Source organism: Chitinophaga eiseniae, assembly GCF_012641265.1.
Classification (GTDB): domain Bacteria; phylum Bacteroidota; class Bacteroidia; order Chitinophagales; family Chitinophagaceae; genus Chitinophaga; species Chitinophaga eiseniae_A.
Map to the genome: position 1 here is coordinate 340,529 of NZ_JABAHZ010000003.1, position 18,798 is coordinate 359,326.

Annotated in this window: 15 protein-coding genes, 1 tRNA gene and 1 riboswitch; of the genes, 5 read left to right on the forward strand and 11 right to left on the reverse strand. The window is 45.7% G+C overall.

Translation table 11 applies throughout. The annotated features are described in order from the left end of the window. Positions 1-37: 37 nt before the first annotated feature. Together HGH91_RS15200 and HGH91_RS15205 are read left to right on the forward strand one after the other, a co-directional pair. Positions 38-1,216, forward strand: a complete 1,179-nt coding sequence (locus HGH91_RS15200) for a trans-sulfuration enzyme family protein (RefSeq protein ID WP_168739525.1) — start codon at positions 38-40, stop codon at positions 1,214-1,216. 96 nt (positions 1,217-1,312) lie between these two features. Next, complete coding sequence (locus HGH91_RS15205; RefSeq protein WP_168739527.1) at positions 1,313-2,494, forward strand: homoserine dehydrogenase; 1,182 nt, start codon at positions 1,313-1,315, stop codon at positions 2,492-2,494. A 59-nt stretch (positions 2,495-2,553) separates the two neighbouring features. On the opposite strand, the gene HGH91_RS15210 is transcribed toward HGH91_RS15205, so the two are convergent. From HGH91_RS15210 to HGH91_RS15225, 4 genes are read right to left on the reverse strand one after another with little or no spacing between them, the layout of a single operon-like run. Further along, positions 2,554-3,123: a Maf family protein gene (locus tag HGH91_RS15210; RefSeq protein ID WP_168739529.1), complete on the reverse strand. Its 570-nt coding sequence runs from the start codon at positions 3,121-3,123 to the stop codon at positions 2,554-2,556. Between the two features lie 2 nt (positions 3,124-3,125). Further along, the gene (locus HGH91_RS15215; protein ID WP_168739530.1) at positions 3,126-4,067 is read right to left on the reverse strand and encodes a geranylgeranylglycerol-phosphate geranylgeranyltransferase; all 942 of its coding nucleotides are present in this window, start codon (positions 4,065-4,067) and stop codon (positions 3,126-3,128) included. Positions 4,068-4,081: 14 nt separating this feature from the next. Continuing rightward, entirely contained in the window at positions 4,082-4,603 is a 522-nt protein-coding gene (locus HGH91_RS15220) for a KdsC family phosphatase (protein WP_168739532.1), read from the reverse strand. A 44-nt stretch (positions 4,604-4,647) separates the two neighbouring features. After that, positions 4,648-5,412 (reverse strand): Rossmann-like and DUF2520 domain-containing protein, encoded by a 765-nt coding sequence (locus HGH91_RS15225; protein WP_168739534.1) that lies wholly within the window; start codon positions 5,410-5,412, stop codon positions 4,648-4,650. A gap of 533 nt (positions 5,413-5,945) precedes the next feature. On the opposite strand from HGH91_RS15225, the gene topA reads away from it, so the two are divergent. Both topA and HGH91_RS15235 read left to right on the forward strand, forming a co-directional pair. Next, positions 5,946-8,294 (forward strand): type I DNA topoisomerase, encoded by a 2,349-nt coding sequence (topA, locus tag HGH91_RS15230; protein WP_168739536.1) that lies wholly within the window; start codon positions 5,946-5,948, stop codon positions 8,292-8,294. Between the two features lie 127 nt (positions 8,295-8,421). Continuing rightward, entirely contained in the window at positions 8,422-9,294 is an 873-nt protein-coding gene (locus HGH91_RS15235; RefSeq protein ID WP_168739538.1) for a transglutaminase-like domain-containing protein, read from the forward strand. Positions 9,295-9,395: 101 nt separating this feature from the next. On the opposite strand, the gene HGH91_RS15240 is transcribed toward HGH91_RS15235, so the two are convergent. The 5 genes from HGH91_RS15240 to HGH91_RS15260 all read right to left on the reverse strand — a co-directional run bounded on the left by HGH91_RS15240 (position 9,396) and on the right by HGH91_RS15260 (position 12,628). Further along, entirely contained in the window at positions 9,396-9,614 is a 219-nt protein-coding gene (locus tag HGH91_RS15240) for a hypothetical protein (RefSeq protein ID WP_168739539.1), read from the reverse strand. A gap of 87 nt (positions 9,615-9,701) precedes the next feature. After that, the gene (gene der, locus HGH91_RS15245) at positions 9,702-11,015 is read right to left on the reverse strand and encodes a ribosome biogenesis GTPase Der (RefSeq protein WP_168739541.1); all 1,314 of its coding nucleotides are present in this window, start codon (positions 11,013-11,015) and stop codon (positions 9,702-9,704) included. A gap of 57 nt (positions 11,016-11,072) precedes the next feature. Then, entirely contained in the window at positions 11,073-11,942 is an 870-nt protein-coding gene (era, locus tag HGH91_RS15250) for a GTPase Era (RefSeq protein WP_211092308.1), read from the reverse strand. A gap of 99 nt (positions 11,943-12,041) precedes the next feature. Further along, positions 12,042-12,113 (reverse strand) — tRNA-Met (locus HGH91_RS15255). A 110-nt stretch (positions 12,114-12,223) separates the two neighbouring features. Next, the gene (locus HGH91_RS15260; RefSeq protein ID WP_168739543.1) at positions 12,224-12,628 is read right to left on the reverse strand and encodes a single-stranded DNA-binding protein; all 405 of its coding nucleotides are present in this window, start codon (positions 12,626-12,628) and stop codon (positions 12,224-12,226) included. A 211-nt stretch (positions 12,629-12,839) separates the two neighbouring features. Then, positions 12,840-12,933: riboswitch (TPP riboswitch) on the forward strand. A gap of 14 nt (positions 12,934-12,947) precedes the next feature. Between HGH91_RS15260 and HGH91_RS15265 the strand changes: the two genes are divergently transcribed. Next, on the forward strand, positions 12,948-15,323 hold the full coding sequence (locus tag HGH91_RS15265) for a TonB-dependent receptor (protein ID WP_168739545.1): 2,376 nt from the start codon (positions 12,948-12,950) through the stop codon (positions 15,321-15,323). Between the two features lie 66 nt (positions 15,324-15,389). Here HGH91_RS15265 and HGH91_RS15270 read toward each other — a convergent pair whose 3' ends face one another. Both HGH91_RS15270 and argH read right to left on the reverse strand, forming a co-directional pair. Beyond that, the gene (locus tag HGH91_RS15270) at positions 15,390-17,198 is read right to left on the reverse strand and encodes an alpha-L-fucosidase (RefSeq protein WP_168739547.1); all 1,809 of its coding nucleotides are present in this window, start codon (positions 17,196-17,198) and stop codon (positions 15,390-15,392) included. A 261-nt stretch (positions 17,199-17,459) separates the two neighbouring features. Continuing rightward, the gene (gene argH / locus HGH91_RS15275) at positions 17,460-18,794 is read right to left on the reverse strand and encodes an argininosuccinate lyase (RefSeq protein ID WP_168739548.1); all 1,335 of its coding nucleotides are present in this window, start codon (positions 18,792-18,794) and stop codon (positions 17,460-17,462) included. Between the last annotated feature and the right edge of the window lie 4 nt (positions 18,795-18,798).

Below are 18,798 nucleotides of genomic sequence, written 5' to 3' on the forward strand. Positions count from 1 at the left end.
TTTGTGCACATTGAACATCATTAAAATATTTTAACAAATGAAAACAGCAACACAACTGATTCATAGCATTCCGGTAGACGAACTGACAGGCGCCATTTCTGTGCCTATCTATCAAACATCCACCTTTGTGCAGGAATCACCGGGCATCAATAAAGGCTTTGAGTTTTCGAGGGCTAACAACCCTACGAGAAAAGTGCTGGAAGACCTGATCTGCAACCTGGAAGAGGGGTTTGCAGGGTTTGCGTTTGCCAGCGGCATGTCGGCCATTGATGCGGTACTGAAGCTGTTAAAAACCGGCGATGAAATCATGGCGGTGGAAGATACCTACGGTGGCATCTTCCAGATCTTTAACCACATGTTTGAACGCTTCGGTATCAAAGTTAATTTCGTAGATACCAGCAATCTCGATAAAGTACTGGCAGCTATCACTCCCAATACAAAAATCATCTGGCTGGAATCCCCTACCAATCCAACACTGCGCATTTCTGATATAAAATCTATCAGCAAAATTGCCAAACAACATAATATACTGCTGGTAGTAGACAACACTTTCAGCACGCCCCTGTTACAACAACCGCTAACGCTGGGCGCCGATATTGTGATACACAGCGCCTCCAAATACCTGGCAGGCCACTGCGATGTAATAGCCGGACTGGTAGTAGCCAATTCTAAGGTACTGGCCGACCAGATCCGTTATAATCAAAATATCTCGGGGAGTATATTAAGCCCGTTTGAAGCCTGGCTTACGATACGCGGTATTGAAACCTTATACCTCCGGTTCGAAAAACAATGCAGCAACGCTTCGGCTATCGCCAACTGGCTTGTTGCCCACCCTGCGGTGGATAAAGTATTTTATCCCGGACTGGCTACACATAAAAATCATCATATTGCCCGTAAACAACAAAAGAGCTATGGCGCACTGGTGAGCTTTTCCCTGAAAAGCGACAACATAAAAAACGCGATCCGCATCGTAAATGCCACTAAACTATTTAAGCTGGCAGAAAGCTTCGGCGGCGTAAAAAGTATGCTGGCCCACCCGGCCACCATGACACATCGCAACATCCCGGAAGAATTCCGGAAAAAAACAGGTCTACAGGACTCCTGTATCCGTTTATCAGTAGGTATTGAAGATGCCGATGACCTGATCAACGACCTGAAACAGGCACTGGATAAACTAAATCATCCAGCCGGCAAGCAAATCACTGTTTTACAATAAGCCGTTGACAGTTAGTAACAACTTTGACACCATCGGAACCTGATCAATCCTGGTAGTATCAAGGCTCACTGCCAAAGGCGAAAGCTCAAAAAAAGTATGGAAAATAAGATCATCAATTTAGGTATTTTCGGATTCGGCGTCGTAGGACAAGGCCTCTATGAAGTATTGAACAGAACCAAGGGTATCAATGCACGTATCAAAAAGATCTGTATTAAAGACCCTAACAAGTCAAGACCCATCGACAACAGCTATTTCACTACGGATAAAAACGAAATCCTGGAAGATCCGACCATTGACGTTGTAGTAGAACTGATCAATGATACAGAAGCAGCCTTTGAAATCGTAAGCACCGCCCTCCGTAACGGTAAAGCCGTGGTAAGCGCCAGCAAACGCATGATCGCAGAAAACCTGCCTGCCCTGTACCAGTTACAGGCCGAAAACAAAGTGCCCTTCCTGTACGAAGCTTCCAGCTGCGCCAGTATTCCCATTGTCCGCAACCTGGAAGAATACTACGACAATGATCTGCTCAATGCGGTAGAAGGTATCTGTAACGGCTCTACGAACTATATTCTCACGAAAATATTCGAAGAAAACCTCAGCTTCGAAACTGCCCTGCAACAGGCGCAGGACCTGGGTTTCGCCGAAACGGATCCAACCCTCGACATTGAAGGATATGATCCTAAATTTAAGATCGTTATCCTGCTCCTGCACGCATTCGGTACTTTCGTAAAACCGGAAGAAGTGTTCAATTTTGGTATTCACCACCTGAACGATTTTGATATACAGTTTGCCAAACAACGTAACTGTACCATCAAGCTGATTGCACAGTGCCGCCGCCAGAATGGCCATGTATCTGCCTATGTGCTGCCGCACCTGATCAAAGAACATAACCTGCTCTTTGATGTGTACAACGAATACAATGGTATCCTGCTGGAAAGCGCCTTCACCGATAAACAGTTCTTTGTAGGTAAAGGAGCTGGCGGTACCGCTACCGGTAGTGCCGTACTGTCGGATATTTCTGCCCTGCTGTACAACTATCGCTACGAGTATAAAAAGATTAAGCAAAATAATCAGCCCAGCTTTACCAACGACGTAAAACTGAAAATATACCTGCGCTATAAGACACCTAACCAGGTGGACCTGGCAGAGTTTTTCAGCATCTCTGAAAAGTATGAATCATCAGAATGGCGTTATGTAGTAGGTACCATTAACCTGCAGAAACTGAAAGAAGCCGGCTGGCTGAAAAATAAAGACGTGAATGTCCTCGTATTGGAGTAAATATATTAAGTAAGCAAAAACCAATCATGAAAACGGCGCAGTTCCCTGCGCCGTTCGAATTATATCTGGTTCAATGCCGCTACTACCTTGCTTACCGGTAGTCCCATTACATTGTAGAAACAGCCGTTGATACGATCAATCCCTACTGCGCCAATCCATTCCTGTATGGCATAAGCGCCGGCCTTATCATAAGGCTTAAACTGATCCACATACCAGGTGATCTGCTCGGTGGTTAACCGGTTAAAGTGCACAGCTGTTGTATGGGAAAACGCTGTTTCATCGGCGCCTTTCCGGATCACCACACCGGTAATTACACGATGTTCCCGCCCACTTAAACGGGAAAGAATAGCAATGGCATCTTCCCGGTCCTTCGGTTTCCCGATAATGGTATCATCCAACACCACTACAGTATCTGCGGCAATAATTATATCAGTATCAGTACATAATGCTTTTACGGCGATTGCCTTCTGACGGGCAATATGCACCGGGATATCAACAATGGCTAATCCCGGTGGAAAAGTTTCCGCTGTTTCCACCACCTTCACTTCGAAAGGGATGCCTGCCTGTTCCAGCAGCTGCTTTCTGCGCGGTGACTGGGAAGCCAGGATAACCCGTGTTCCTTTATACATCACTATAAATACAGTTTAAAAAATATCATCGATAAAATGCCTGTCAGCATAATAACTTTTACCAACGTGCTTACTTTATGGTAATGCGCCGGCAGTGTAGCTTTTTTCAGCTGCAGGTAAACGTATAGGCATGGCAGTTGTACAAACAATACCAGGTAAGCGATGGCAATATACCATTCCAATATCCACACACGGATTTCCACCGCGGCAATAATCACTACCAATGCCAGCAACAGTATATTACACCCGCGTTTGGCAGCGAGTACTCCCCAGGCAATCGGAAGGGTGCGGCAACCATCTTTGCTGTCGCCCATCATATCTTCCAGGTCTTTTACTATTTCCCGGACCATCGAAATCAGGAAAGCAAACAACGCGTATACGCCAATTACCTGGATCAGTTTGCGGCCGGTAGCCGACATGATGGCTTCAAAGCTATGGTAGATCTGCTTTTCGTAGAATCCTACCACTACCACGGCTAATGCGGTTAACAAGGAAATGACCACGTTACCGATCAGTACCTGTCTTTTAAACGAGGTAGAATAAAACCACAGCAAGAGGGAACATATTACCTGGGTAAAGCCCAGGTAAAACTGGCCGATACGCCAGGCAACCAGGAAGCCCAACGATACGCCGGCCATATTCAGCATAGTATGCCAGGCCATGGCCCAGCGCCGGCTGATAATTTTATCCAGTATCATCTTATCTGGCTTATTCACAATGTCGATGTTGATATCGAAATAATCATTGATGATATAGCCGGCAGCGGCCACCAGTATAGTCGATAAACTCAATAATACAAACTGGGGAACAGGCAGGGAGGGCTCTTCCCCGGAGCTGCGTAATACCGGTTCTACTACACAATATTGCAGTAGAAACTGGGTAAGGCCAATATATACCAGGTTTGGGTACCTGATCAGTTTAAAAAATGCAGCCCAGAGCTTCATAGTTTTCTCTTTTATTATTTCGATGCAATTCCTTCATCCATTAACCAATGTCCGTTCAGTTTGAGCACTTTTTCCATTACTTCTCTTACGCATCCATGGCCTCCGGGCAGAGGGGATATGTATTTTGAAATGCTTTTTATTTCTGATGCTGCATCTGCGGGGCAGGTAGGTAATCCTACCAGCTGCATAGGCAGGTAATCCGGGATATCATCTCCCATATATAAAATCTCCTCCCAACGCAGGTCATGTTCAAACACATAATCCTGCAACTTCTCCTTTTTATCATGTACGCCGGTATAGATATCGTTTATACCTAATCCCTGTAATCTGCTTACCACGCTCTCCGATTTTCCCCCGGAGATGATGACCACCTTGTATCCTTTTTTCACCGCCAGCTGCATGGCATAGCCGTCCTTGATATTCATTTTGCGGGACATCTCCCCTCCTGGCAGCAATTGCAGGGTACCATCTGTTAATACACCGTCCACGTCCAGCACAAAAGTGCTGATAGATTTAAATAAAGCCAATACGTTCATGGGGCCAAAAATAGCCAATTACGGATTAACAGCTCAGTAATTCTCTATTTATTATGAAACTGGTAAATAGCGTCAGACATCACCTGGTATACCAGCTGCAGGTATTCGTTGCCGGCCAGCAACTGCCGGTGCAGCTGCATGGTGGCTTCATCCTGGCGCAGGGCAGGTCCTGTTTGCACCGTTTCAGGCGGATACTTTTCCAGGCGGTCAAAAGTTTCCTTTATAATAGGTTGCAGCAGGTTAAAATCCAGCTGCTCGGCTTCACAGTACGCTTTGGCCTGGGCGATCAGGTGATTGGTAAAGTTATTACACAATACCGCGGTAAGGTGATATTTCAACCGCTGTGCTGAAGTGGTAACGGTAACACTACCGGAAATGCTCTGGGCCAATGCCTGCAGGCGCCGGAGCACCTCATCGCTGCTGGCTTCCAGCATGACCGGGATAGGTGGATAACTTTTAATTTCCTTGCGGATAGACTGTAAAGGATACAGCACGCCTGTATTGGAAGATATACGGGAGATAGCAGATAAAGGAACTGCTCCGGCGGTATGCGTTACAATACGCTTACCCAGGCGTAACTCGTCGTTCAACTCCGATATGGCCGTGTCGCTTACCGCCAGCAGGTAAATGTCTGCGTCCATATTAATGTCCTGTAAATCGTTTGTATAGGCTGCGTTCAGCATTTCCCCCAATTCCCGGGCATGTTCCAGCTGCCGGCTCACCACCTGCTTTACCTGGTGACCATGAATCTTCAGCAGCTGTCCGAAACAATGTGCTACATTGCCAGTGCCAACTATGACTATATCCATTGTAATTAGTTTTAAATTAATACCCGTCTGCCAACCGCCATACAGGAAGATTACCTTTTCTAATATACGCGATTTAATGGGTGGGCCGTTTTTGCACACGTTCCCAAATATAAAGACTATTGTATCAACGAGGTGGATCTGGCCGCCCGGCAGCTCCCGTTTCCAAAATTGCCAGCCTGCACCGCAACGCCCCAACCTGAAAATCATCTCCCCCAGGTAATGGGCAATTGGCCGTTTTTTTCCAATATTAGCGATATTAATAGTTTCATTATCTTTAACCACCCTCGGGAATAACTGTTATCATATATATTAATGGCCGGTGTTTGATGTCTTTCTATAAGCCTGAATAGTTAATTATTTGATAACGAACCATCATGAATGGTCATCATATTGTACATCCCCGGTGGAAAATATCTGGTGGGAATGGATACCATATCAACCAATATCAATATAATTTTATATCATTGCAGAATTCATTGAAGTAATTATTTCACAGAATTTTGCGTATTTAGCAGCACATTAAAGAAGCATACATGGCAAAAAATTTAGTTATAGTTGAGTCCCCGGCGAAAGCCAAGACCATAGAAAAAATACTGGGCAAAGACTTTGAAGTCAAGTCCTGCTTCGGTCACATACGTGATCTGGAGAAGGATGACATGGGGATAGACATAGAAAATAACTTTAAGCCGAAGTATGTGATCCCGGACGACAAGGAAAAGGTGGTGAAGGAACTGAAGAAGCTGGCGAAAGATACCGATGAGGTATGGTTGGCAACGGATGAGGACCGTGAGGGGGAAGCCATTTCCTGGCATCTGTGTGAGGTGTTGAACCTGGATCCAAAAACTACCAAGCGTATTGTTTTTCACGAAATTACCAAGCCGGCCATCGAAAATGCCGTTCAGCATCCGCGCAAGCTGGATATGGACCGCGTAAATGCGCAGCAGGCCCGCCGTATACTGGACCGTATCGTGGGGTTTGAAATTTCCCCGGTATTGTGGCGCAAAATGAGCATGCGCAACTCCCTTTCTGCCGGCCGTGTGCAGTCGGTAGCGGTGAGGCTGATCGTGGAAAGAGAAAGAGAAATCAATGCATTCCAGACGGTTAGCACCTTTAAAGTAGAAGCGTGGTTTACCGGTAAAGACATCAATGGTAAAAGCATTTCCTTCAAAGCAGAAGGTCCTGGTAAGTTTAAGACCGCAGAAGACGCCGAAAAATTCCTGCAGGAATGCGTTGGCGCCGCTTATACGGTAAAAGATATCCAGGTTAAACCTGGCAAAAAATCGCCGGCAGCACCTTTCACCACTTCTACCCTGCAACAGGAAGCCAGCCGTAAACTAGGCTACAGCGTTTCCAAAACCATGTTGCTGGCCCAGAAGCTGTATGAAAGCGGTAATATCACTTATATGCGTACCGACTCGGTAAACCTCTCCGATACGGCCATCACTGAAATTGAAAAAGCGATCAAGGGCAACTTCGGTGAAAAATATCACCAGCACCGTAAATTCAAAAATAAAAACGAGTCCGCACAGGAAGCGCACGAGGCCATCCGTCCTACCTACATGGAAAACGCCACGGTGGATGACAGCGATACCCGCAAACTGTACGAACTGATCTGGAAACGTACCATCGCCAGCCAGATGGCAGATGCCGAACTGGAAAAAACCATCGCAAAAATCGATATCTCTACCAACCACGATGAGCTCACCGCCAGTGGAGAAGTATTGAAATTTGATGGTTTCCTGAAAGTATACCTGGAAGGCCATGATGACGAAGATGAAACCGAAGAACAGGAAGGATCTTTACCTCCGTTGGCAGTAAAACAATCCCTGGACCTGAAAGAAATGAAGGCCACCGAAAGATTCTCCCGCCCGGCTCCACGCTATACAGAAGCCAGCCTGGTAAAGAAACTGGAAGAACTGGGTATTGGTCGTCCATCTACCTACGCTCCGACGATTACCACTATACAGAAACGTAACTACGTAGAAAAGAGAGATAAAGAAGGCGTAAAAAGAGATTTCCGCATCCTGATACTGAAAGCCGATAAGATCAGTAAACTGACAGAAGCTGAAAATACAGGTGCAGAAAAATCTAAATTATTCCCTACCGACCTGGGTATGATCGTTACCGACTTCCTCAACCAGTACTTTAACAATGTAATGGACTATGGCTTTACCGCCAAAATTGAAGAGGAATTCGATGAAATTGCCAGCGGTAAAAAGGTATGGAATAAGATGCTGAAAGAGTTCTATTCTCCTTTCCATAAAGATGTGGAAAACACCCTGGAAAATGCCGAAAGAGTGAAAGGCGAACGCCCGCTGGGTGTAGACGCCGCCTCCGGCAAACCGGTGGTAGCCCGTATGGGACGCTACGGCCCCATGATCCAGATAGGAAGTGTGGAAGACGAGGAAAAACCACGTTTTGCCAAGTTGAAAGCTACCCAAAGCATCGAAACCATTTCTATGGAAGAAGCCATGGAGTTGTTTAAACTGCCCCGCAACCTGGGACTGTTTGAAGGCACGGATGTGATCATCAATATTGGCCGCTTCGGACCTTATGCGCAACATGATAAAAAGTTCTATTCCCTGAAAAAGGAAATGGATCCATATACCGTGGAGCTGGATGAAGTAGCTCCGCTGATCGCAGAAAAACGTACGGCCAAAGACGAACGCACCATTAAGATATTCGAAAAGGAAAAGATCCAGATACTGAAAGGACCTTATGGCCCTTACATTAAGCAAGGCCTGAAGAATTATAAAATACCGAAAGAAAAAATTGAAACGGCTGCCGACATCACCGTGGAAGAAGCCAAAGCAATCATCGAAGATGTGAAGGCCAATCCACCAAAGAAAAAAGCGCCGCCTCGTAAGAAGAAAGCTGAATAACGCCGTGGTAACAGATGATGAAAAATGAAGGCAAGGAAAATAACTGCAGTGTGAGTGATATGCGTATTATTTAATTTGCCAACAGGATCACATTATTTGATGATTATCACGGGATCATAATAATGGCATGAACGAAAACAGAGAAATAAACGCTTTGTTCCACCTGTTGGATGATCCTGATCTGGAGGTATTTGACACTGTTGCCAGTAAAATATTACTGTACGGTAAAGATATCATTCCCAATCTGGAGAATTTGTGGGAGAATACGGTTGACGAGGCTATTCAGGAAAGGATAGAGCTGCTCATTCATCGGGTACATTACCAGGATTTGCAGGCGGCGGTACGTGCGTGGGGACTTTCAGATTCCCAGGGGTTGCTGCAGGGAGCTATCCTGGCATCCCGGTACCAGTTTCCCGACCTCATAGACACACAGATTTTAACAGAAATAGATCGGATTAAACGTAATATCTGGCTGGAGCTTAATAATTACCTGACGCCACTGGAACAGATCAATGTGCTGAACAGCATGGTCTATAATTACTTTGGATTAAAAGGGGAAGAAGTATCCTACCAGCGTAAAAACCAGTTTTTCGTTAACCAGGTGATAGAATCCAAGAAAGGCAATCCCATTACCAATGGTATCATCTATCAAAGCCTGTGCGCCATGCTGGATTTGCCCGTATATGCCGTTAATATACCCAGGCAGTTTATCCTGGCGTATTTCGATAGTTACATCGATTTTTCTGCGCCGGTAGATCCTGCCGACCATCGCATCCTCTTCTTTATAGATCCTATCCAGGGACAAATTTATACACAGCAGGATGTAGATACTTACCTGAAAAGAGTATCGGTGCCTTCCGTTCCCTCTTATTTTAAACCACAGTCCAACAAACGGATTATCCAGTTCCTGCTGGAAGAATTATCCAAATGTTTCCGGGATGACAAAGATGCATACAAGCAGGATGAACTGATGAACCTGGCGAGCATACTGGAAGACTAAATATATTTTTCCCTTTTTTTATATGCAATTAAAAAGCCCACCGCATAAGCGATGGGCTTCTTAATTTCTTGCAAGAAAGATATATTATACGAAATAATATCTTACTTAGCTTTAGTTGCAGCAGCAGAATCAGCAGCAGGAGCTACAGTTGCAGCAGAATCAACGTGAGCAGCAGAATCAGCTGGAGCTGGAGCTACTGGAGCAGCGTTCATAGTGTCAACAGCTGGAGTTGCAGTAGAATCAGCAGCTGGAGTGCTACCACCGTTACAAGCTACGAAGAACATACCAGCGGCAACTGCGAATACAAATAATTTTTTCATTTTAGTTCGTTTTGTTTTTTAAAACCGGCGCAAAGGTATACAAATTTTATAAAATACAAAACCTGATAGCTTTTTTTAACACGGGTTTTACTTTTTCCTGAAGAATATCTTCACAGGCACCCCTTTAAAGTTAAAGTTTGAGCGGATCTGGTTCTCCAGGTAATTACGATAAGGCGTTTTAACATCATCGGGGAGATTACAGAAAAAGGCAAATGCCGGTGTATGGGTAGGTATTTGCGTTACATACTTGATACGGATAGGCACTCCTCTTACTACCGGTGGGTGATACGATTCGATCGCCTTCAGCATTATTTCATTCAACACGGAAGTCTGTATCCGGCGTAAGCGGTTATCATACACTTCCAGCGCGGTTTCTATTGCTTTGAAAATACGTTGCTTCTCTGTTACGGATGTAAAGATGATGGGCACATCAGAAAATGGCGCCAGGCGTTGCTTCAGTTCCTTTTCGTAATCCCGGGCCGTGTTGGTGCCTTTCTCCATCAGGTCCCATTTATTCACCAGGATCACCACACCCTTACCTTTACGCGCTGCCAGGCTGAAAATACTCAGATCCTGTGCAGTAATTCCCTTCTCTGCATCCAGCAGCAACATCACTACATCCGATTCATCTACGGCCTTGATGGCACGTATCACAGAATAAAATTCCAGGTCTTCCTGCACTTTCGCTTTACGCCGGATACCAGCGGTATCAATCAGCATAAAATCTTTCTGGAACATGTTGTAATGGGTGTGAATCGTATCACGGGTAGTGCCCGCAATATCGGAAACGATGTTGCGTTCTACGCCGATCAACGCGTTCAGCAAAGATGATTTACCTACGTTAGGCTGACCAATAATGGCAATTTTAGGCAAATCTGAGTTTACAGTTGCTTCTCCCATTTCAGGGGTTATGTAATTGACCACTTCATCCAGCAATTCGCCGGTACCGCTTCCGCTCATAGACGAGAGGAAGAAAATATGCTCAAAGCCCAGGCTGTAAAACTCTGTAGCTTCCAGCTGACGCTGACTGTTATCTACCTTGTTAACTACCAGTAATACAGGTTTGGATGCGCGGCGCAGGATATCTGCTACATCCGAATCCAGGTCTGTAATACCTGTGGTTACATCACACATAAAAATAATCAGGTTGGCCTCTTCTATGGCCACTTTCGCCTGCTTGCGGATTTCCCGCTCAAACACATCGTCACTATTGGATACAAATCCCCCCGTATCAATTACGTTGAAAGTTTTACCATTCCAGTCAGCAATACCATACTGACGATCACGGGTTACCCCACTCTGGTCATCCACGATGGCCTTGCGCTGTTCCAATAAACGATTAAACAACGTTGACTTACCAACGTTGGGACGACCTACTATAGCTACTGTAAATCCTGCCATGTTATTATATATTTTGTCGTACTAACCTGGATAATACATCCAGGAATTTTTCACTCTTTAATAGCCGTATTCCTTCAGGAAGGTGTCATTATCCCGCCACTTTCCTCTCACTTTTACAAACAGCTCCAGGAATACTTTTCTCTCTATAAACTTCTCTATATCCTGGCGTGCCAGGGTGCCTATCTCACGGATAGATTTTCCCTTTTCTCCCAGGATAATTCCTTTCTGGGTGTCGCGGGTAACGATAATCTCCGCCGTTATTTTCGTAAGGGTATCCTTCTCCTGGAATTGTGTAACAATTACCGTAGTGTGATAAGGAATTTCCTCTTCGAACAGCTGGAATATTTTTTCACGGATCATCTCTGCTACAAAAAAGCGTGTAGACTTATCCGTTAGTGTATCATCCGGGTAGAAAGCATTTGCCTCGGGCAACAATTTTACGATAGCCGCCAGGAGTTCTTTGATACCTTTTTTCTGCATGGCAGAAATAGCTACCACTTCCGTGGCTTTGCCCCAGGCTTTTGCACGCTCCAATAAAACAGCCATATCTTCTTTCATGATATTATCCATTTTATTGAGGATGAGGATTACCGGTACTTTCAGCTTCAGGGAATCGAACAGCTCCAGGTTTTCCTCCAGCGAATCTTTGGCGTCTGCAATCAATAATGCCACGTCGGCATCTTCCAGGGCAGATTTTACCGCACCCATCATTTTCTCATGCAGCTTGTATTTGGGATCAATGATCCCCGGGGTATCAGAAAACACAATCTGATAACCGGGCTCTGTCAACACCCCTGTAATCCGGTGCCTGGTAGTTTGCACTTTAGGAGATATAATCGCCAGCTTTTCGCCCATAATGGCATTCAGCAATGTGCTCTTTCCCGCATTGGGCTTCCCGAAAATATTTACAAAACCTGCTTTATGCATGATGATATTTAAAAGACTGTTGTGACAACCTGAACTGGTAGCAATAAAAAAAGCCGAATTTCTTCGGCCCTTATTTCTTGGTGCGTTGAACGCTATTTGTAGCGAGGAGCGGATTCGAACCACTGACCTTCGGGTTATGAGCCCGACGAGCTACCTCTGCTCTACCTCGCAATGAGGGTGCAAAGATAAGAATAATTTAATTGTCGCCAAATCTTTTTCAGAGAAACAGGAAAAGCCAACCATAAAAGGTTGGCTTTCATATTGGAATGCTTGATATACATTTAAAATGGAAGATCGTCAGCGGGCTGTTCCTGTACGGGCTCTGCCTCGGGAACGGGTACTTCCGTGAAAGCTTTTCTTCTTTCCTCTTCCCTGCGGCTGAGTAATTGCAAAGAAAAAACTCTCAGTCTTAATGCACCCGATAAAGCGCCGGTGTTGCTGCTTACATACGCTTCCACTTTGGGAGCGCCCTCTACATACACCATCACTCCCTGTGTCAGGTAAGGAGCTACATTGCCCTTGTCCCATAACGAACAGTCTACCCAGGTAGTTCTTTCCTCCAGTATGCCCTGCGCGTTTTTAAAACGCTCATTCACGGCAACCGGGAAATTAAATACCGTGGCCCCGTTGACTTCTTTTTTCACTACATCGCGGCCTAAATGCCCGATTAACTGAAGCTTGATCATCAGAAATAAAGATTTAAATGGTTAAAAATTTATAAAAGATGACTGAGAGAAGTATCCATGGAATTTACACCATTTTCACTCCACCAAAAAATAAATTCTGCTTTTTAATGAATACAGCTATACCTTTGTTATCGCAGGCTCGCAAAGTCGCAAAGAAGCAAAGGAGCAAAGATCCTTACTTTCTTTGTTGCTTATTTACTTTGCGCCTTTGCGTGATCACATGGGGTGCCTTACTTTCAGGCTGAGATCACACCCAATGAACCTGGACCAGGTAATGCTGGTTAGGAATGACGAAAACAGAAAACAGACATATACTTACATGAAACAGCTAATGTTATTAGCGCTGCTATCTATAGCGGGCGCTTTACATGCACAATCGCTGGTAACCGGCACGGTGACCAGCAAAACCAATGGCCAGCCACTGGAAGGCGTTACTATTTCCATCAACCAAACAGGTACATTAACCAATAGCAAAGGTCAATTCAATATACGGCTCCCTAAAAAAGGAAGTTATATCCTCACGGCCAGCTACCTTGGCTTCAGGGCTTTCAGCACCACCATCCAGGCGCATAACAATACCCTGCTACAGGATATTACCCTCGAAGAAACCGGACTGCTGGTAAAACCAGTGGAAATCAGCAGCCTCCGCGCAGGTAAAAACGCACCGTTCGTTAACACCACGATATCGGCTGCTGATATCAAAAAACAAAACCTGGGACAAGACCTGCCCATACTACTGGATCAGCAACCCGGCGTGGTAACCAACTCCGATGCCGGCACCGGTATAGGTTATACGGGTATGCGTGTACGTGGTTCCGATATCACCCGCATCAACGTTACCGTGAATGGTATCCCGGTAAATGACGCGGAATCGCAGGGAACTTTCTTTGTCAACATGCCCGACTTTGCCTCTTCTGTCAGCAGCATTCAATTGCAACGCGGCGTGGGTACATCCACCAACGGCGCAGGCGCTTTTGGCGCTACCCTCAACCTCAGCACCAACGAATTCAATGAAAAAGCTTACGGCGAAATCAGCAACAGCTACGGTTCTTTCAATAGCTGGAAACATACGGTAAAAGCAGGTTCCGGCCTGATCAACGATCACTTCACCATCGATGCACGCCTGTCTAAGATCAGCTCCGATGGTTACATCGACCGTGCTTCTTCCGACCTCCGCTCTTTCTATACCTCCGCGGCATATATCTCTAAAAAGACAGCCATACGGCTTAATGTCTTCTCCGGAAAAGAAAAAACATACCAGGCATGGTATGGTGTGCCTAAAGCATTACTGGCCACAGACAGGACTTACAACATGGCCGGCACCGACAAACCCGGCGCTCCTTATGATAATCAAACCGACAACTACCAACAGGATCATTACCAGTTGTTCCTGAACCAGGAAATCAAATCCAACTTAAACTTCAACGTAGCCTTCCATCTTACCCGTGGAAGAGGCTATTACGAAAATTATAACGGCCACAAAAGCCTCGCTGATTATGGCATTCCCATTATCAACATCAACGGCGTTAAAAGAGATTCGGCTGATTTAATCAACCAGTTATGGCTGGACAACTATTTCTATGGCAGTATATTTTCTGTAAACCGTACCGGCGAAAAGCTCAACTGGAGCCTGGGTGGCGGCTGGAACAGGTATACCGGCGACCACTTCGGTAAAGTGATCTGGGCAGATACCCAGTTTGATAAAGATCATGAATATTACCGCTACCCTGCTGCGAAAAACGACTTCAACGTTTACTGGAAAGGCGAATATAAATTTACCAGCGCGCTCAGTCTCTTTGTGGATCTGCAATACCGTAACATCATGTACAACATGGATGGCTTCGAAGCGGCGCCTGCTTATATTGCACATGTCAACTATAATTTCTTCAATCCCAAAGCAGGTATTTCCTACGCCATCAATCCTACCAACCGCGTGTTTGCCTCCATTGCCATCGCCAACAAAGAGCCCAACCGCGGCGACTTTGAAAACAACTATGGCGTAGCTACTCCCAAACCGGAAGTGCTGCGCGATGTAGAGGCCGGCTATTCCTGGAATAATAACATCGCTGCCGTTCAGGCCAACGTATACTATATGAATTACAAAAATCAGCTGGTACAAACTGGTATGCTCACTGATGTAGGAGCCTATATGCGTACGAATATTCCAAAAAGCTACCGCATGGGTGTTGAAGTAAACGGTACTGTAAAGCTGGCCAGCATAGTAACCCTGGCCGCCAATGCAGCGCTGAGCCAGAATAAAGTACTCGACTATCACGCCGTTACTTACGATTCGCTGGGCGCCACACATACACAGGTATTCAACAAAACCAATATTTCCTTCTCTCCTTCTTTCGTAGGAGGGTTAACATTATCTGTAAAGCCGGTAAAAAACCTTAACGTCGATGTATTGGGTAAATATGTGAGCCGCCAGTATATGGACAACACCTCCAACATAAACGGCAGCCTGGATCCTTACTTTGTGAGCAATCTGCGTATCAACTACGTAGTACCGCAACAGTTATTCCGCGAGCTGGGATTACAGTTTATGCTGAACAATATTTTCAATACCAAATATGAGCCCAATGGTAGTACTTATAGCAGCTACGACCTAAAAGGCAACAGGGTGGCTTACGACAGCTATTACTATCCCATGGCGGGCATTAACTTCTTTGCGGGTGTTACCGTAGGTTTTTAAAGAGATAAACATATAAACGGGGTGTTGATCGCGTAGATCAACACCCCGTTTTGCATAAAAGGTCATTTATTTTTTCACAGGAATGAGACGCACCTTTGTCAGGTTCATTACACCCAAACCAGGTTTGGTGACTGCGTCTATCACTACGTTTTGAGTACCGGCATGTTCAAAGGTAACAGTGCCCAGTGCCCAGTCTTTATAAGCAGCCCAACTATTATCGGTACTCTTTACGGTGCCGCTCAAATCAGTATTACCCGCTGCCACCCCGATCTTAGCACCAGCGGAGGCATCTGTACAGGCCATGTTTAACACCACTTTATACTCACCGGGTTGCTTTACATTTACCCGCCAGGTAACCTTGCCTTCCACATTCATCCAGTTACATAATGCTGGCACTTCCCCCTCTGAATATACAATACCGCCTGTTAGCTGTGCATCGCCGGCTGGCAACATATAGCTGCCATCCTTTTCAGGGAATATACCTTTTGAGAGCAGCGAAGTACCGGTAACATCCAGTTCTACCACGGTGGCATTATTATTTTTAAAGGCGCGGTTACTAACGTCAATGAATATACCGCGTTCATCTGTTTGTACCCGTAACGGCGTATGGGCAGCATCTGCCAGGAAGTAAGCCTGTGGCTGTACACCGGCATCCGGCGCCAGCGGCACATATAAACGGTTATCTGCCGGCCAGCTGAAGATATGCAGGAAATATTTGCCTGGCTTGGTGGTAATACGTCCCCAGTTTACACGGCCAATGGAATTGGCCCGCGTACCATAAATCGCTTCGCTATTTACCCGCATCCAATCGCCAATGCCATGCATCAGCGTGATACTCTGGCCAGGGATAGTACCATCGCCCATAGGGCCTACATTCAGCAGGTAGTTCCCTCCTTTGGATACAATGTCGATCATATTGCGCACCAGCTCTTGCCCGGTATGCCATTTATCGTTGTGCTTACTATATCCCCAGGTACCGTTCATGGTCATGCACGATTCCCAGTCCATGCCTTTAAAACCGGTTTCCGGGATAAATTGCTCCGGCGTTACCAGGTCACCGTTAGCGCGGGTGTATTCATTGTTATTATCGAAGGCATATAAGCGATTATTCATGATGATGTTGGGATGATGCTTCTTCACCATGGCTACCAACGCATTAGCACCCCATTTTTCGCCTTGAATCTCCTTGGAGCTGTAATCCCACCATACTACATCGATAGGCCCGTAATTGGAAAATATCTCTTCCGCCTGTTGATGCATGTAGGCAACATACTTCGCATTATCACGGGTATCATTCTTTACGCCGCCTGGTGCAGGCAAACCATGTTCTACATAAGCATCCGGTTGATGCCAGTCCAGCAGCGAAAAGTAAACGCCTACCCGCAGTCCCTGTTCATGCAGGGCATTCACGATTTCGCGAAACAGGTCGCGGCCGGTCACATCCATCGCATCAAAAGTGGTGGTTTTGCTATCATGAAGCGCAAAGCCTTCATGGTGGCGACTGGTGAAGATCACATAGCGGCAGCCTGCGTCCTTGGCTGTTTTAGCCCATTCCCGGGCGAAATCTTTTTTGGGCTTAAAAAGGGGTGTCAACTTGCTGGCGTATTCTGCTGCCGGTACATTTGCCATATTCTGTAACCATTCTACACAGCCGTCATAATTTTTGCCGTTCCATTCACCGGCAGCAACACTGTATAGGCCCCAGTGTACAAACATACCAAAATGGGCATCCCGGAACCAGCGCATACGTGCATCCCTGATGGCTTCCGGCTCCTGTGCATTGGCCACCAAACCGGCGTCCTGCTGAGCGTAAATAACATTGGTTGATAAAAACAGGGCGCCCGAAAGGCACGCCTGCAGCAATCTCTTTTTCATTTGTTCAAACTGTTAATGTTGTTGAAGATTAATACATGATCATCGTCCATACAGCCCGCCACAATTGAATTAACGAATAATCGGAGATTTACCGTTATCTGGGCGCTAAATTGTCAATATCTATTTATTCTTCGGGAAGATAGCATTACTGGCCTACGGCATTGCCAGGAAAACAACAAGATAGCATGGCTAAAAATAGAGAAACCGTCGCCATTATTCATGGGACGGTTTCTCTAAAAAGAATTATAGTATACTGTATGGTCAGTTATTCAACAACTGCTCCAGCGCCTTGTCTACCGATTCAAAAGGAAATCCTTTTACTACCAGGTCCATCTGCGCTGCAATCTGTTCTGTGCATAAGTTACCGATACTTCCTGCATGGGTATGCGCCACTGTTTTATCAGGAGAGAAAGTACCTTTTTCAATATCCATCCCCACCTGTTTATACGCTTCACGGAAAGGCGTGCCTTGCAACACCAGGTTATTTACCACTTCTACGCTGAACAGGTACTGGTATTTTTCATCTTCCAGGATATTTTCCTTAATACGTATATTTTCCAGCATCAAACGGCTCATACGGATACAATCCTTCAACGTTTGAAATGCGGGGAATAAGTTTTCTTTCAACAGCTGCAAATCGCGGTGGTAGCCGGAAGGCAGGTTAGTGATCATCATTGCAATTTCATTCGGCAATGCCTGTAATTTATTGCCATGCGAGCGAATCAGCTCCCATACATCCGGGTTCTTTTTATGCGGCATGATGCTGGAACCGGTGGTCAGCTCATCTGGGAAGCTGATGAAACCAAAGTTCTGGTTCATGAACAAACAGGCGTCCATGGCCATTTTAGCAATGGTAGCTGCAATGCCTGATAATGCAAATGCAACGATCTTTTCTGTTTTACCACGCCCCATCTGCGCATACACTACGTTGTAGTTCAGCGCTTCGAAGCCCAGCAAGGAAGTAGTCAACTCACGGTTAAGGGGGAACGAAGAACCATAACCGGCCGCAGAGCCCAGCGGGTTTTTATTCACCACCTTATAAGCGCCCTGTAACATAGTCAGGTCATCTACCAGGCTTTCTGCATAAGCGCCAAACCATAATCCGAAAGACGATGGCATAGCAATCTGCAGGTGCGTATATCCTGGTATCAGGTGACCTTTATATTCCTCGCTCTTTTGCTGTAAAAGATGAAACAGCGCTAATACCTCTTCAACCATGGTTTGTAACTCATGGCGCAGGAATAATTTCAGGTCTACAAGCACCTGGTCGTTGCGGGAACGGCCACTGTGGATCTTCTTACCGACTTCGCCCAAACGGCGGGTCAACAGTAATTCTACCTGGGAGTGAATATCTTCTACCCCTTCTTCCAGCTTAAAATTACCTGCCTGTATTTCATGGTAGATATTTCTTAACTCCTGCTTTAATACGGTCAGTTCTTCCGCTTCCAGCAGCCCGATACTTTGCAGCATGGTGATATGTGCCATAGATCCCAGCACATCAAAGGGTGCCAGGTAAGCGTCCATTTCACGATCCTTCCCTACCGTAAATTGTTCTACGGAAGCCAGGGAAACTTTATCTTTTTGCCACAATTTCATAATG